Source organism: Microbacterium sp. Marseille-Q6965 (assembly GCF_946151065.1).
Lineage (GTDB): Bacteria > Actinomycetota > Actinomycetes > Actinomycetales > Microbacteriaceae > Microbacterium.
The window spans coordinates 1-15,348 of record NZ_CAMGZA010000006.1 but is presented as its reverse complement, the minus strand read 5'-3'; the positions used below and the strand labels follow the sequence as shown (position 1 = coordinate 15,348).

Annotated in this window: 13 protein-coding genes and 1 pseudogene; 8 read left to right on the top strand and 6 right to left on the bottom strand. The window is 71.9% G+C overall.

Annotated features, from left to right (window positions below; genetic code table 11):
- Positions 1–20: 20 nt before the first annotated feature.
- The 3 genes and pseudogenes from cydB (at position 21) to N8N77_RS13470 (ending at position 4,522) form a co-directional block, all read left to right on the top strand.
- Positions 21–1,088: a cytochrome d ubiquinol oxidase subunit II gene (gene cydB, locus N8N77_RS13340; protein ID WP_261167370.1), complete on the top strand. Its 1,068-nt coding sequence runs from the start codon at positions 21–23 to the stop codon at positions 1,086–1,088.
- Positions 1,081–2,631: pseudogene (locus N8N77_RS13475) on the top strand (ABC transporter ATP-binding protein/permease); the annotation flags it as partial. The gene cydB and the pseudogene N8N77_RS13475, both read left to right, overlap by 8 nt.
- 1,342 nt (positions 2,632–3,973) lie before the next feature.
- Entirely contained in the window at positions 3,974–4,522 is a 549-nt protein-coding gene (locus N8N77_RS13470) for an ATP-binding cassette domain-containing protein (RefSeq protein ID WP_396652847.1), read from the top strand.
- 147 nt (positions 4,523–4,669) lie between these two features.
- Here the strand turns inward: N8N77_RS13470 and N8N77_RS13330 are convergent, their stop codons facing one another.
- The 6 genes from N8N77_RS13330 to N8N77_RS13305 form a co-directional block, all read right to left on the bottom strand.
- Positions 4,670–5,890 carry a multidrug effflux MFS transporter gene (locus tag N8N77_RS13330; protein ID WP_261167368.1) on the bottom strand — a complete coding sequence of 407 codons (1,221 nt, stop codon included), beginning with the start codon at positions 5,888–5,890 and terminating at the stop codon, positions 4,670–4,672.
- Positions 5,883–6,743 carry an ABC transporter ATP-binding protein gene (locus N8N77_RS13325; protein WP_261167367.1) on the bottom strand — a complete coding sequence of 287 codons (861 nt, stop codon included), beginning with the start codon at positions 6,741–6,743 and terminating at the stop codon, positions 5,883–5,885. The genes N8N77_RS13330 and N8N77_RS13325 overlap by 8 nt, the downstream gene beginning before the upstream one ends.
- Positions 6,733–7,509, bottom strand: a complete 777-nt coding sequence (locus N8N77_RS13320; protein ID WP_261167366.1) for an ABC transporter permease — start codon at positions 7,507–7,509, stop codon at positions 6,733–6,735. Before N8N77_RS13320 ends, N8N77_RS13325 begins: the two co-directional genes overlap by 11 nt.
- Positions 7,509–8,357 carry an ABC transporter permease gene (locus tag N8N77_RS13315; RefSeq protein ID WP_261167365.1) on the bottom strand — a complete coding sequence of 283 codons (849 nt, stop codon included), beginning with the start codon at positions 8,355–8,357 and terminating at the stop codon, positions 7,509–7,511. Before N8N77_RS13315 ends, N8N77_RS13320 begins: the two co-directional genes overlap by 1 nt.
- The gene (locus N8N77_RS13310; RefSeq protein WP_261167364.1) at positions 8,357–9,346 is read right to left on the bottom strand and encodes an ABC transporter substrate-binding protein; all 990 of its coding nucleotides are present in this window, start codon (positions 9,344–9,346) and stop codon (positions 8,357–8,359) included. The genes N8N77_RS13315 and N8N77_RS13310 overlap by 1 nt, the downstream gene beginning before the upstream one ends.
- A gap of 121 nt (positions 9,347–9,467) precedes the next feature.
- On the bottom strand, positions 9,468–9,902 hold the full coding sequence (locus tag N8N77_RS13305; protein WP_261167363.1) for a MarR family winged helix-turn-helix transcriptional regulator: 435 nt from the start codon (positions 9,900–9,902) through the stop codon (positions 9,468–9,470).
- A gap of 112 nt (positions 9,903–10,014) precedes the next feature.
- Between N8N77_RS13305 and N8N77_RS13300 the strand changes: the two genes are divergently transcribed.
- The 5 genes from N8N77_RS13300 to menE all read left to right on the top strand — a co-directional run bounded on the left by N8N77_RS13300 (position 10,015) and on the right by menE (position 15,181).
- Positions 10,015–10,941, top strand: coding sequence for an SDR family NAD(P)-dependent oxidoreductase (locus tag N8N77_RS13300; protein WP_261167362.1), 927 nt, complete (start codon positions 10,015–10,017; stop codon positions 10,939–10,941).
- Positions 10,942–10,969: 28 nt separating this feature from the next.
- Positions 10,970–11,851, top strand: coding sequence for an amidohydrolase family protein (locus tag N8N77_RS13295; RefSeq protein WP_261167361.1), 882 nt, complete (start codon positions 10,970–10,972; stop codon positions 11,849–11,851).
- On the top strand, positions 11,848–13,032 hold the full coding sequence (locus N8N77_RS13290; RefSeq protein WP_261167360.1) for an acyl-CoA dehydrogenase family protein: 1,185 nt from the start codon (positions 11,848–11,850) through the stop codon (positions 13,030–13,032). Before N8N77_RS13295 ends, N8N77_RS13290 begins: the two co-directional genes overlap by 4 nt.
- 21 nt (positions 13,033–13,053) lie before the next feature.
- On the top strand, positions 13,054–13,509 hold the full coding sequence (locus N8N77_RS13285; protein WP_261167359.1) for a MaoC family dehydratase: 456 nt from the start codon (positions 13,054–13,056) through the stop codon (positions 13,507–13,509).
- 82 nt (positions 13,510–13,591) lie between these two features.
- The gene (gene menE / locus N8N77_RS13280) at positions 13,592–15,181 is read left to right on the top strand and encodes an o-succinylbenzoate--CoA ligase (protein ID WP_261167358.1); all 1,590 of its coding nucleotides are present in this window, start codon (positions 13,592–13,594) and stop codon (positions 15,179–15,181) included.
- Positions 15,182–15,348: the final 167 nt, after the last annotated feature.

Sequence of the window (15,348 nt, the reverse complement as noted above, 5' to 3'; positions counted from 1 at the left end):
CCGGATCAAGGAGAGACACCATGGACACGCTTCCCGTCGTCTGGTTCATCGCGATCGCGGTGCTGTGGATCGGCTTCCTCCTGCTCGAGGGCTTCGACCTCGGCGTGGGCATGCACCTGCTCTTCTCCACGCGCGACGAGCGCGAGCGGCGCACCATGCTCAACACGATCGGTCCGGTGTGGGACGGCAACGAGGTGTGGCTCATCACGGCGGGGGCGGCGATCTTCGCCGCGTTCCCGTTCTGGTACGCCTCCCTGTTCAGCTCGCTGTATCTCCCGCTCACCGTCACACTGCTGGCGCTGATCCTGCGCGCGGTGTCCATCGAGTACCGCGGCAAGGTGCACTCGGAGCGCTGGCGCCGGTTCTGGACGAGGGCGCTCGGATGGGGCTCGCTCGTCGTCGCGTTCTGCATCGGCGCCGCGCTCGCCATCACGTCGACCGGCCTTCCCCTCGATGCCAACGGCGACCGTGCGGGCCACCCCTTCGTGTGGCTCACGGTGCCGGCGGTGCTCGGCGGCCTGGGCGTCGTGGGGTTCGCGCTGGTGCACGGATCGACCTTCCTCGCGCTCAAGACGGACGGCGCGATCCGCGAGCGGGCGGCGCGTTTCAGCGCCACCTGGGGGCCGCTGCTTCTCCTTCCCGCCGCCGCCTGGGCCCTGTGGGTGCAGTTCACCCACGGCGGCAATGCCATGTCGTGGGCGCTCGTCGTGGCGGCGGTCGTCGCCGCGCTGTGGGGGTGGGGCGCCGCGCGGCGACGGCGTGAGGGCCGCGCCTTCCTCGGCTACTCGGGCTTCATGCTCTTCGGAGCGGGGTCGATCTTCGCCGGCATGTTCCCCTTCGTGCTGCCCTCGACGCTCGACCCCGAGTTCGGCCTCACGGTGTGGAGCGCCGCGAGCGGCAACTACACGCTCTCGGTCATGACGGCGGTGGCGGCGATCGGGTTGCCGATCGTGCTCGTCTACCAGGCGTGGTCCTACTGGGTGTTCCGCCAGCGCCTCACCCCGGGGATGATCCCGGACGCCCACGCGTTCATCCCGGCGATCCTGCGCGAGAAGGCATCGGCGAAGGGCCCGTCCGACGGTGCCTGATCGGCCCACACGGCCCGACCTGGGCCCGGTCCCGCCCCTGCGCCTGCTGTGGCTGGGAGTGTTCGCGGTGCTCCGGGCCCTCGGCCTCCTGCTCGTCGCCGAGGCCGTCGCGCGCGGCATCTCCGGGGTGCAGGCCGGTGCGCTGGACGCGCGGGCCGTCGTGCTGCTGGGCGTCGCCGGCGCGATGCTGCGGTCCCTGGCGGGGTGGGCCACCCAGGTGACCGCGCAGCGCGTGGCGATCTCCGTCAAGCGCGACCTGCGCGCCCGACTGTGGCGCAGGATCGCGGACGGCGGCGCGGGCGGCGCGGAGCGACAGGGCGGGCTCGTCGTGCTCGCGTCGGAGGGGCTGGACGACCTCGACGACTACTACACGCAAAGCCTGCCGTCCATGATCGGGGCGGTCGTGATCCCGCTCGTCATCGGGCTGCGCATCCTCGGCGCCGATTGGGTCAGCGCCCTCATCGTCGCACTCACCGTGCCGCTCGTGCCGGTGTTCATGATCCTGATCGGGCGCCACACGCAGGAGCGCACAGACGAGGCGACCGGCGCGCTGACGCGGCTCGCCGACCACCTCAGCGAGCTCGCCCGCGGGCTGCCGGTGCTCGTCGGCCTCGGGCGGGTGCAGGAGCAGACGCGCTCGCTCGACCGCATCCAGCGGGAGTACCGCGAGCGCACGCTCGCGACGCTGCGAACCGCGTTCCTGTCGGCCCTGGCGCTCGAGCTGATCGCGACCCTCTCGGTCGCGGTCGTCGCGGTGTTCCTCGGCCTGCGCCTGCTCTACGACACGGTGTCGCTGGAGCCCGCGCTGCTGGCGCTCATCCTCGCGCCGGAGATCTACGCCGCGCTGCGCGACGTCGGCACGGCGTTTCACGCCTCGCAGAGCGGCCTGTCCGCGCTCGCCCGGGTCCGGGCGATGCTGGGGCGCCGCGCGGCCTCCGATGTGCGGGGTGCGAGCGAGGCGAGGACGGACGCGCGTTCCCGCACGGTGGAGCGCGCCGATCGGGGCGTCGGCGGCCCCATGATCCGCGTCGACGGCCTCACGGTGCGCTACGCAGGACGCACCGAGGCGGTGCTCTCGGGCGTCGATGCCTCGCTGCGGGGGATCGTCGCGGTCACCGGCCCGAGCGGGGCGGGCAAGTCGACGCTCCTCGCCGCGCTCAGCGGCTCCCTGCCCGACGAGGCGGAGCTGACGGGATCGGTGACGGGCGTCGATCCCGCGGCGGTGGCCTGGTCACCCCAGGCTCCGCGCGCCTTCGGCGCCACGCCGCGCGATGAGCTCTCGCTCTACGGCGCCGCCGATCCGCTCGCGGCGCTGGCCGAGCTCGGCCTCGAGGGCGTCGCGGATGCGGCCGTTCCCGAGCTGAGCCCGGGCGAGCAGCGCCGCCTCTCGGTGGCCCGCGCGCTGGCACGCGTCGACGCGGGAGCGACGCTGCTCGTGCTCGACGAACCCACGGCCCACCTCGACGCGGTCTCGGCCGATCGGGTGCGTGACGCCATCCGTCGCCGCGCCGAGAGGGCGACGGTCGTGCTCGCCACGCATGAACCCGAGACGCTCGCGCTGGCCGACAGCATCGTGCCGGTGCGGGGCCACGGCGCGTTCGACGAGGGCGACGCGCTCCGCCACGAGCGGCGGCGCCCGGCGGCGGCCGCCGCCCCCGGACAGCGGCGCGACGACCTCCGCGCGTCGGACGCCGCGGCCGAGTCTCCGGGATCCCAGCCGAGCGACCTCGGCACGCAACCGCCGCCGCGTGCCTTCCGCGACGCGTCCGTCCCCGATGGCGCGCACCCCGACCGGCGCGCGCCCCAGGCCACCGCGACGCCGGGCCGGTTGCTCGCGTCGATCCTGCGCCCGGCGCGCTGGCGCTGGCTCGCCGCGATCCTGCTCGGCGTGGTCGCCACCGGCATGGGCCTGGCGCTCACCGGCATCTCGGGCTGGCTCATCGTGCGCGCGAGCGAGGAGCAGCACATCATGTACCTCCTCGTGGCGATCGTGGGCGTGCGCTTCTTCGGCATCGGCCGGTCGGTCGGGCGCTACGCCGAGCGGCTCGCCACGCACGACGCGGCGTTCCGCGTGATCGACGCGCTGCGGCTGCGGCTGTGGGGGGCGATCGCGGCTCGCGGGGCCGGGTCGCGCCGGCTGTTGGAGGGCGGTTCGCCCGTGGACTACCTCGTGACGCAGGCCGACGAGCTGCGCGACCAGCTGCCCCGCGTGCTCGCGCCCCTCGCCGTCGGAGTGCTGTCGCTGCTCGCGATCACCGTGACCACCGCGCTCGTCGCACCCCCGCTCACCCTCGTCGTCGGCACCGCGCTGACGCTCGCGGCGGCCCTCGGGGCGGCTCTCGCGGTCGTCGCCGCGCGGGGCGCCGGGTCGGCCGGCGTGCACGAGCGGGCGGCCGTCGTGCGGGGCACCGCCGCGCTCTCCGACGCCGCCGGCGACCTGCGCGGGAACGGCGAGGCGCCCGTGCGGGCGGCCCTCGGGCGACTCGATGCGACCGCCGAGCGCCTCGCGCATGCCGAGAGGACCGCGGCGTGGGGCGCGGGAGCCGGATCGGCCGTGGCGGTGCTCGTCACCTCCCTGCTCGCCGCCCTCGTCGCGGTGCTCGCACCGGATCTGCTCGCGCAGGACCTCGCCGTGATCGCGCTGCTCGCCCTCGCCGCCCTCGAACCCCTCGACGGCCTCATCCGCGCGGTCCACCGGCTCCCCGTGTTGCGCGCCGCGCTCGCCCGCCTCGGCCCCGTGCTGCATCCCGCCCCGCCCGCGCTCGCGGGCGACCGCGAGCCCGGCTGCGCCCGGAGCCTCGGCCGCGGCGTCCGCCGCGCGGTCCCCCGGGGCCGCCCCCGCCTTCGCCCCCGTCGAGACCGCCGTCGCCACGGGCGAGTGGCTCGTGCTGGAGGGGCCCAGCGGGTCGGGCAAGTCGACCCTCCTGTCCGTCCTCATGGGTGCGCTCCCCGCATCGACCGGCGAGGTCCGCGCCGACGGCGTGCCGCTGCCCGACCTCGACGCGGCGTCGTGGCGGCGGCGGGTGGCGTGGTGCCCCCAGGAGGCCTACGTGTTCGATTCGACGCTGCGCGGCAACCTGCTGCTCGCGCGAGACCGGGCCGACTCCCCGTCCGACGACGCGATGCGCCGCGCGCTGGCGCGCGCCGGCCTCGACGCGCTGCTCGATACGCTGCCCGACGGGCTCGACACGCGCGTCGGGCCCGCGGGCTCGGCGCTGTCGGGCGGCGAGCGCCAGCGGCTCGCCGTCGCGCGCGCCCTGCTCAGCCGCGCGGGCGTCCTGCTGCTCGACGAGCCGACGGCCCACCTCGATGCCCCGACGGCCGCCGCGATGATGGACGACATCCGCCGCGCGTCGGGCGACCGCATCACGGTGCTCGTCTCGCACCGACCCGCCGACGTGCGCGCCGACGACCGCGTCGTCCGCCTCGGCTGAGCCCTTCGGTTGGTGCGCCCCCTGCCCGACGAAGGAAGAACGGCGGCGCGGCGCGCGGTATGAGCCCGATCCGGGCCTCGCGGCGCGCTTCTCCCCGTGGTGCATCCGGGCGCGCCTCAAAGGAGGCGCCGCGGGGAGGCCCGAAGGTCAGACCGTGCGGCGCTCGAGGCGACGGCCGAGCGTGGCGGCGGCCACCGCGAGGAGGGTGACGGCGGCCATGCCGACCGCCGTCGGAAGGGCGGTGCCGCTGCCCCAGAGCCCGCCGAACGGCGAGACCACCGCCGCGACGCCGAACTGGAACAGCCCCAGCGCCGCGGAGCCGGCGCCCGCCGCCATCGTCGCCCGGCGCAGGGTGAGCGCCGAGCCGTTGCTCATGCCCATCGCGCAGCCGGCCTCGAAGATGCAGGTGAGCGGGATCCACGTCCACAGCGACAGCCCGCCGGCGAGGGTGATGACGACGAGCAGCACCGCGCTCGTCAGCGACAGCGCGTGCCCGATCCGGATCATCACGTACGCCCCGGCGCGGCGCACCAGGCGGCCGTTGAACAGTCCACCGGCGACGAAGGCGATCGAGCTGGCCACGAAGGTGAACGAGTACACGAGCGAGGACTCGTCGAACACCCGCTGCACGACGAACGACGACGACCCGAAGTAGACCATCATGGCGCCGTAGGACAGCGCGTAGGCGAAGGCGTAACCGAGGAACGACCCGTCGCGCGCGAGCAGCGCCAGGTTCCGCAGCAGCGGACCGATGCGGGCCGGGTGGCGGCGCTCCCGCGGCAGGCTCTCGGGGATGAAGGTCAGCGCGACGAGGAACATGCCCGCACCCACCGTCGCGAGGCCGACGAGCGCCAGGCGCCATCCGCCCCACTCGGTGAGCAGCGCCCCGAGGGGGCTGCCGAAGACCGGACCCAGGCCCATCATCGCGATGAGGATGCTGATGCCGCGTGCGGCGCGGTCACCCTGCTCGACATCCGCGACGACCGCGCGTGCGAGCGCCGCTCCCACCGAGCCGGTCACGCCCTGCAGGAGGCGCAGCGCGATCAGCCACTCGATGGTGGGCGCCGCGGAGGCGGCGAAGCCGATGACCGCGAACAGGCCCAGGGCCGTGACGAGGGTGCGGCGGCGCCCCAGGGCGTCGGACACCGTGCCGACGACGAACTGGCCTGCCGCCGCACCGATGAGGAAGGCCGTGAGGGTGAGCTGGACGGCCGACTCCGCCACCCCCAGATCGCTCTGCAGGCTGGGAAAGGCGGGCAGGTACAGGTCGGTCGAGACGGCGCCGGCCATGCCGACGAAGCCGAGGGCCGCGATGAGCCCCGGTGTCAGGCGCGGCTGGCTGCCCAGCCTCGGCGTGGCCTCAGCCAACGCGCGTCTCGTCGGGGCGGAACCCCGCCTTGGCGAGTTGGATCTGCTCGTACACGTGGTGTCGCAGCTCGGTGAACCGCGGCAGCGCGCGCGTCTCCAGCTGGTCGCGCTGCTCGGGCAGGTCGATGACGAGGTCCTCCTGGATGACCGTCGGCGACGACGAGAGGATGATCACGCGCGTGCCCAGGTACACCGACTCGTCGATGTCGTGGGTGACGAACAGCACGGTCACACCGAGCCGCTCGCGGATCGAGCGAACGAGGTCCTCGAGGTCGGCGCGCGTCTGCGCGTCCACCGCGGCGAAGGGCTCGTCCATGAGCAGCACCTCCGGCTGGTACGCGATCGCGCGGGCGATCGCGACCCGCTGCTGCATGCCGCCCGAAAGCTGCCAGGGGTACTGCCGGGCCGCGTGCGAGAGCCCCACGCTCTCGAGCGCCTCCGCGACGAGCCGGGTGCGGGTGGCCTTCGGGATGCCCGCGTTCTTGAGCGGCAGCTCCACGTTGTCGGCCACGCGCAGCCAGGGGAACAGCGAGCGCCCGTACTCCTGGAACACGACGGCCATCTTCTTGGGCGGTCCCGTCACCTTCTTGCCGTCGAGCACGACGGTGCCGCTCGTGGGCTCGAGCAGGCCGGCGATGCACTTCAGCAGGGTCGTCTTGCCCGAGCCGGACGGGCCCACGAGGCACACGAGCTCGTTCCGGCCCAGGTCGAAGGTGAGGTCGCGCACGGCCTCGATGCCGCCGCCGTCGGTGGCGTAGACCTTCTTCACGCCCCGGACCGAGAGCAGGGCCTCGCCCGGCGGCAGCGTGCGGCCCTTGCCGGTGCCGGCGGTGATGTCGATCTCAGGAGCCATTCTCGATGTCCTTCAGTCCGTAGTACCAGCGGAGGAGGCGGCGCTCGACGAGCTTGAACAGCATCGACACCGCGAACCCGATGAGCCCCAGCAGCACGATGCCCGACCACATGGGGGCGATCGCGAACCTGCGCTGGAACTCGATGATGGAAAAGCCCAGGCCCGACGACGAGAAGAACATCTCGCTGATCACCATGAGGATGATGCCGATGGGCAGGGCCTGCCGCACGCCGGCCAGGATCTGCGGCGCGGCGGAGGGGACCACCTGGTAGCGCAGGCGGTTGAAGCCCGAGATGCCGTACGAGCGGCTCGTCTCCGTCTGCACCTCGTCGGCGGCGCGCACGCCCTCGATGGTGTTCAACAGCACCGGCCAGATCGCGCCGAGCACGATCACGGCGATCTTCATCTCATCGCCGACCCCGATGAGCAGGCCGAGGATCGGGATGAGCACGGGCGGCGGAACCGCCCGGAAGAACTCGAAGACCGGTTCGGTGAGGGCGCGTAGCGCGGCGTTCAGGCCCACGGCCAGCCCGACGACGATGCCGAGGACGATCGCGATGGCGGTGCCGACCACGAAGCGCCCCAGGCTCGGCAGGACGTCGGTGAAGAGCTTGTCCCCCATCCAGGTGTCGATGAACGTCGTCACGAGCGGTACCGGCTTGGGCACGAAGGGGCTCGTCGCGTTCAGCGAGAGCACCCACCACAGCGCGATGAGGACGACGGGCAGGCCGAGTGCGTAGGCGACGGCGACGAGCGGACGGCGCATCACGCCTCCCCTCGGATCGACTGGTGCCACGAGAGCAGACGGCGCTCGGCGAAGCGCACGGCGAGGTTGATCGCCATGCCGAGCAGTCCCGTCGCGATCACGAGCGCGTACGTCGACTCATACAGCCCCGCGTCGCGCGACAGCGCCACCTCACGCCCCAGGCCGAGCGAGCCACCGATGACCAGCTCTGCCGTGATGGTGAGGATGAGCGCGACGGCCGCGGCGAGCCGCACGCCGGTGACGAGGTACGGCAGCATCGTGGGGAACACCACGTCGCGCACGCGCTGGATCCAGGAGAACCCGTAGCTGCGGGCCGTCGCCATGGCGACGCTGTCGACATCGGCCACGCCGTAAAGCACCTGCACGAAGATCTGCCAGAACGCCCCGTAGACGACGATGAGCAGGCTCTGCTGCAGGGGCTCGGCGAAGACGAGCACGGCGAGCGGAATGAGGCCGACCGACGGGATGGGGCGCAGGAACTCCACGGTCGAGCGGGTGAGGCGCGTGAGGAACGGCGACAGGCCGATGACGATGCCCAGCGGGGCGGCCGCGAGGAACGCGACGGCCATGCCGAGCGCCCACGTGCCGAGCGTGACGCCGACGGCCGACCAGAAGCCCGTCAGGGTGACGTTGACCGCCAGCTGCGAGAGGGCGGCGCTGGCCGGAGGGAAGTATCGGGGATCGACGACGCCCGTCCGCGAGACGAGCTCCCACACGGCGAGCAACAGGAGCACGCCGAGGAAGCCCAGCAGCAGGCGGCGAGGCCGAAACCTCCGCCGCCTGCTGCGGCGCTCTGCGACGGCCACCACCCGGGTGATGGTGTCGGGCAGGGCGGTGGGATGGGTCATCAGTCGACGATCACGACGTCGAGGTCCGGCTCGCTCTCGATGAAGCCGTACTCGGCGGCGAGCGCGCTCAGGTCGACGATCAGCTGCGGGTCGAGCTCGCCCGACAGGCGCTCGAGCCGCAGCTCCATGGCGGCGGCCTCCGGCATGCCGGTGAACTCCGCGATCACGGCGGCGAAGCCCTCGGGGTCGTCCGTGACGGTCTCGAGCACGTCGACGATCGCGGCGCGCCACTTCTCGAGCGTCTCGGTGTCGTCGGCGACCGCTCCGGACGCGAACGTGACCATGGTGGGCAGGCCGGGCAGCGAGTTCTGGTTCGGGTAGCCCACCACCGTGTACTCCTCGGGCTGGCCGAGGGCGCCGCCGAGGAACGGCTCCGGGATCCACACCGCGTCGACGTTCCCGGCGTCGAGCTGCGCGAGCGCGTCGGGGAAGGCGATCTCCGAGAACTTCACCGCGTCGGGGTCACCGCCGTCCTTGGCGACGGAATCCTTGATCGTCAGATCGCCCTGGGTGTTGACGGCGTTCACGGAGACGGTCTTGCCCTCCAGGTCGGCCCACGTCGAGATGCCGGAGTCGGCCTTGGCGACGACCGCGTTGATGTCGTCGCCCTCCTCGAGCGAGAACGAGTAGCCGCTCGTGATGCGCACGTCGATGCCCTGGCTGGCGGCGGTCAGGACAGAAAGGGGGTTGCCGACGCCGAAGTCGATCTGCCCCGTGGAGACGGCGGGCAGCATGGCCGCGCCGCCCTGGGCGATCTGCGTCTCGACCTCCAGGCCGTGCTCCTCGAAGATGCCGTTCTGGATGCCGTACTCGACGGCCGCCGAGGGGGCGATCGTCAGCAGGCCGACGGTGATGGGGGTGAGCTCCTCGGCGCCGCCGGCCGGCTCGCTGGCGGTGCCGCCGCTGGGCGATCCGGAGCTGCAGGAGGCGAGGAGAAGACCGGTGGCCGCGAGGGCGCCGATCGTTGCTGCGATGCGGGAACGAGCCATGGCTCAGAAACTCCTTTGTGACTGAGGGCCCCGGCACGGGCGGACCGGGTGGCATCATTCAACGACAGGACGTTGAACCTGTCAACGATTGTGATTGCCCGGTTACTTTCCGTGTCGCGGCTCAGCCGGGAAAGGCGACGCGATCGATGAGCTTGCGCAGCATCGCGCGCTCGGCGTCGTCGAGCGCGCCGAACACGTCGCGCTCGGCCTGACGCACGTGGGCACCCGCCGTGGCGAACAGGCGCGCCCCCTCGACCGTGGCGGTGACCACCTTGGCGCGCCGATCGGTCGGATCGGTCTCGCGCTCCACCAGCCCCCGCGACTGCAGGTCGTCGACGAGGGCCACGACCTGACTGGGATCGAGCCGCAGGTACTCGGCGATCTCGCGCTGGGAGGGCCGGTGGTCGCTGAGGGCGAGCGCGAGCACCGAGTACGACCGGGGCTTCAGCCCGAACGGCCGCAGCGCGGCGGAGGCCGCCTCCAGCGAGACGGCGTTGGCGCGGGCGAGCAGGAAGCTGAGGTCGTCGATGACCGCCCCCAACGTCGTCTGCGCCATACGACGACGATACCGTTCCCTCCCGCGAGATCAATCGTTGACAATCTCAACGGAATGCGCTGTCATGGTGGCGGCCACGAAAATGTGGCGAGGATCTCAAGGGAGGGTCTCCATGTCGCTGCAGGGCAAAGTCGCCATCGTCACCGGCTCGGGTCGCGGACTGGGCCTGGCGTACGCGCAGGAGCTCGCCCGGCAGGGCGCGTCGGTCATCATCAACGACGTGGACGAGGCCACGGCCGCCGAGGCCGTCGCCGCCGTCGAGCAGGCCGGGGGCACCGCGAGCGCGGTCGTCGCCCCCGTCGGCCCGACGGAGACCGCCAAGAAGCTCGTCGACGCCGCCTACGACACCTACGGCCGGCTCGACATCGTCGTCACGAACGCCGGGGTGCTGCGCGACACCGTCACCTGGAAGATGAGCGACGAGGACTTCGACCTCGTCATCAACGTGCACCTGCGCGGCACCTTCACCGTCGTGCGCGAGGCCGCCACCCGCATGCGCGAGGCGGGCACCCCCGGCCGCATCATCTGCATCGGCTCGCCCACCGGCCAGCGCGGCAACTTCGGCCAGACGAACTACGCCGCCGCCAAGGCCGGGATCGTCGGCATGGTGCGCACGTGGGCGCTCGAGCTCAAGAAGGCGGGCATCACCGCCAACGCCGTCATCCCGGTCGCGGCCACCGCGATGACCGCCACGGTGCCCTACTTCGCCGCCGCCGTCGAGGCCGACGCCAAGGGCGAGCCGATGCCGTCGTTCTTCCGCCACGACCTCGGCTTCGGCACCGCTGCGGACGTCGCGGGCCTCATCGCCTACCTGGCCTCCGACGAGGCGGCCGGCGTCACGGGCCAGGCCATCGGCATCGGCGGCGACCGCCTGCAGCTGTGGTCGCACCCCGAGCCCGTCGCGACGGCGTACCGCGAGGGCGGCTGGACCTACGAGGCGCTGCAGTCGGAGTTCCCCGAGGCCGTGGGAGAGCTGCAGTCGGTCGGCGAGACGTTCCCGCCGCTGCCCGAGGAGCTGCAGCCCAAGCCGCAGTCCTGATCCACGTCGACGAGCAACGGAGCCCCCGATGAGCCGGTATGAGGCGGAGATCGCCCTCGACGCGATCGAGGCCATCGATGTGCACGTGCACATCGAGATCGACCACCACGGCCACTCGTCGCTTCCCGCCGACCTGCAGGAGGCGGCGTCGAAGTACTTCCGGGCCGATGGGCCGCGCCCCGACATCGACGGGGTGGCCGAGCACTACCGCAGCCGCCGCATGGCGGCGGTCGTGTTCACCGTAGACGCGACGACGAACTTCGGGCACCCGCCGATCTCGATGGACGAGATCATCGACGGCGCCGCCCGCCACGCGGATGTCCTCATCCCGTTCGCGTCGGTGGACCCGAACCGGGAGGACGCGCTCGACGAGACGCTGCGGCTGATCGATCGCGGCGTGCGCGGTTTCAAGTTCCATCCCACGGTGCAGGCCTTCCGGCCCGACGACGACCGCTTCGCCGCCCAGTACCGGGCGATCGAGCAGGCGGGGCTGGTGGCGCTGTTCCACACCGGGCAGACGGGCATCGGCGCCGGCATGCCCGGCGGCCGCGGCATGCGCCTGGGCCTGTCGAACCCCATGTTCCTCGACGCGGTGGCCGCGGAGTTCCCCGATCTGCAGATCATCATGGCCCACCCGTCGGTGCCGTGGCAGGACGAGGCCCTCTCGGTGGCCACGCACAAGCACAACACGTGGATCGACCTGTCGGGCTGGAGCCCCAAGTACTTCCCCGCGGAGCTCGTCCGCTACGCCAACTCGCTCATCTCGGACCGCGTTCTGTTCGGCTCCGACTTCCCGCTCCTGACCCCGGACCGGTGGATCGCCGACGCCGAGAAGGCCGGCCTGTTCAAGCCCGAGGTGCTGCCCGGGATCATGAAGGACAACGCGGCTCGCCTGCTGGGGCTGTCGTGATCGCGGGCGGCGACCCCGACCCGGTGCTCGGCCGCTACGGCTTCGAGCGCCATCTGAGCGAGCAGGCCCGCGCGGTGCTCGCCGACATGGTCGCGCAGGCCCGCGCACACATCGCGCCCGTGATGAACGACGCGTGGGAGCGCGCGGTCATGCCCGAGGAGGTGTGGGGCACCCTCGTGCCGCTCAACCTCATGGAGCCCGCGGGCGTGAGCGCCGAGGAAGCGGACTCGAGCATGTTCGCGGGCTTCCGCAGCTTCCACCTGGCCCGCATCGACGCATCCGTCGCCACCATGTACAACGCCCAGGCGGGGCTGTTCCGGGCGGTCGTGCGCCACGGCTCCTCACCCGCGCAGGCCGCGGAATGGGATCCGAAGGTGCGTCGCTTCGAGATGACGGGCGTGTTCGCCCTGACCGAGCCCGAGCACGGTTCCGACATCGCGGGCGGCCTCGCCACGCGGGCGCGCCGCGAGGGCGACGAATGGGTCATCGACGGGGCCAAGCGCTGGATCGGCGGCGCCGATGCGGCCGACGTGATCGCCGTGTTCGCGCGTGACGAGGCGGACGGGCAGGTCAAGTGCTTCCTCGTCGATCGGCGAGCGGACGGCGTGGACATCGAGATCATCCGCGGCAAGGTGTCGCTGCGCCCGATGCAGAACGCACACATCACGCTCACGGGCGTGCGGGTGCCCGACGCGATGCGGGCGCACGGCGTGAACTCGTGGCGCGACGTCGCGGCGCTGCTGCGCCGCATGCGCTCGGACGTGGCGTGGATGGCCGCGGGCGTCGCGGCGGGTGCGCTGGACGCGGCGCTGCGGTACACCCGCGCACGCGCACAGTTCGGGCGCCCCATCGGCAGCTTCCAGCTGGTGCAGGAGAAGCTCGCGCGCATGCTCGGCAACGCCATCGCGAGCGTCTCGCTCACCGTGGCGCTCTCGGCCGCACAGGACGCGGGGGTGTGGAGCGACGAGAACTCGGCTCTGGCCAAGATGGTCACGGCCGAGCGCGCGCGCGAGAACGCCGCCCTCGCCCGAGAGGTGATGGGCGGCAACGGCATCCTGCTCGAGAACGACGCCGCGCGGTTCTTCGCCGATGCCGAGGCCGTCTATTCGTACGAGGGCACACACGAGATCAACGCCCTCATCGTCGGGCGCTCGCTCACGGGCGCCTCCGCATTCGTCTGACACGCAACCAAGGAGACACACATGACCACCGTCATCGATTACGCCGAGCTCGGCTCCCTCGCCGGCCGCGACCTGGGCTGGAGCGACTGGATGGAGGTCACGCAGGACCGCGTCAACGTCTTCGCCGACGCGACCGACGACCACCAGTGGATCCACGTCGACCCGGAGCGCGCCTTCGCCGAGAGCCCTTTCGGCGCCCCCATCGCGCACGGCTTCCTCACGCTGTCGCTCACGCTGAAGTTCTGGACCGAGCTGATCGACGTCACGAACGTCACGACCAAGGTCAACTACGGCCTCGACAAGGTCCGCTTCGTCTCGCCCGTGAAGGTGGGCGACCGCATCCGCATGAACGCGGTCGTGGCCGACGTGCAGGAGGTCAAGGGCGGCTGGCAGATCACCGTCGACCAGACCATCGAGGTCGAGGGCAGCGAACGACCGGCCGTGGTCGCCCGCGGCCTGCAGCGCTACTACGCCTGACCGGTCGGGGGCCGGCGGGCCCCCGACCCCCCGGGGACATCGATGTCCCCGTTCCCGAACGTCGAAGATGAGGTTACGAGGAATGTACGACGAAGGCATCGGCGCCTGGACCCGACAGCGGCGCCTGAAGTTCCCCGACAAGCTGGCCCTGGTGTTCGGCGAGCGCGAGTTCACCTATCGCGAGTTCGCCGACAACGTCGACCGCATCGCCGAGGTGCTGCACGTGCGCGACATCCACAAGGGGGATCGCGTCGCGTACATCGGCGAGAACAGCCCGGAGTATCTGTTCACGCTGTTCGCGTGCGCGCAGATCGGCGCGGTGTTCGTGCCGATCAACACCCGGCTCGCGCCGCCCGAGATCACGCACGTGCTCACCGACAGCGGATCGCGGGCCCTGATCTACGACGTCGACTTCGCGGAGCGGGTGATGCCCGGCGTCGAGGCGGCGCGCATCGCGCACGTCATCCCCACCGGCGACGGGCTGCCCGGCACGCCGGGCCTGTCGGAGCTGATGACCCGGCCCACCGGCGGACGCGTGGCGGCGGACATGGCCTTCGACGACCCGGCGGCCATCATCTACACCTCCGGCACGACCGGCAAGCCCAAGGGCGCCGTGCTCAGCCACCGCAACCTCACCTTCGTCGCCCTCAACTGCGCGATCGACATCGACGTGTCGCGCTCCGAGGTGGCCCTGCTGATCTCCCCGCTCTTCCATGTGGCGGCGCTGGGGATGGGGGCGCTGCCCATCGTGCTCATGGGGGGCACGATGGTGCTCGAGAAGGGATTCGAGGCCGGCCGCGCCCTCGAGCTCATCGCCTCCAAGCGGATCACCATGCTCAGCGGCGTGCCCACGACGTTCCAGCTCATGGTCGATCACCCGAACTGGGAGACGACGGACCTGTCGTCGCTGCGCCGCCTCACGTGCGGAGGATCCGCCGTGCCCACGCGCGTGCTCAACGCGTGGGAGGAGCGTGGGCTCGGGTTCTCGCAGGGCTACGGCATGACCGAGACATCGCCGGGAGCCACCACGCTGGCGGCGGAGTTCACGCGCGCCAAGCAGGGCAGCGTGGGCGTGCCCCACTTCTTCACCAACGTGCGCGTCACGAACGAGGCGGGCCAGGTGGTGCCGCGCGGCACGATCGGCGAGATCGAGATCCAGGGCCCGAACGTGTTCCTCGGCTACCACAACCAGCCGGAGAAGACGGCGGAGTCGTTCCGTGAGGGAGGGTGGTTCCGCTCCGGCGACATGGGCTACCTCGACGAGGACGGCTTCCTCTACATCGCCGACCGCCTCAAGGACATGATCATCTCCGGCGGCGAGAACATCTACCCCGCCGAGGTCGAGCAGCTGATCGCCGACATCGACGGCGTCACGGGCGTCGCGGTCATCGGCGTGCCGGACGAGAAGTGGGGCGAGGTGCCCTGGGCGATCGTCTCGCTGCGCGAGGGCGCCGAGCTGACCTCCGAGCAGGTTGTGGAGCGGCTGACCGGCCAGATCGCCCGATACAAGATCCCGAAGACGACGGTGGTCGTCGCCGAGTTCCCGCGCACCGCGTCCGGCAAGATCCGCAAGGCCGACCTCCGCGCGATGTACGCGGGATCCGCCCGTCCGCTGCACCAGCCCGGGACGGCCGAGCCCTGGAAGACGGAGACGATCCGCACCCCGAGGTGATCCTTCCGACGTGGCGATCATGGAACGCCTCACGCTTCCGCCTCGAGGGGAGTAACGTCGGCATCCCGGCGCGATGATGCGCCGAATCCCGCTCGATGAGGAGTCACGGATGAAGACGTTGAGGTCCCTGGCGGTCGCGGCCGCCGCGCTCCTGCTGGTCACGGCCG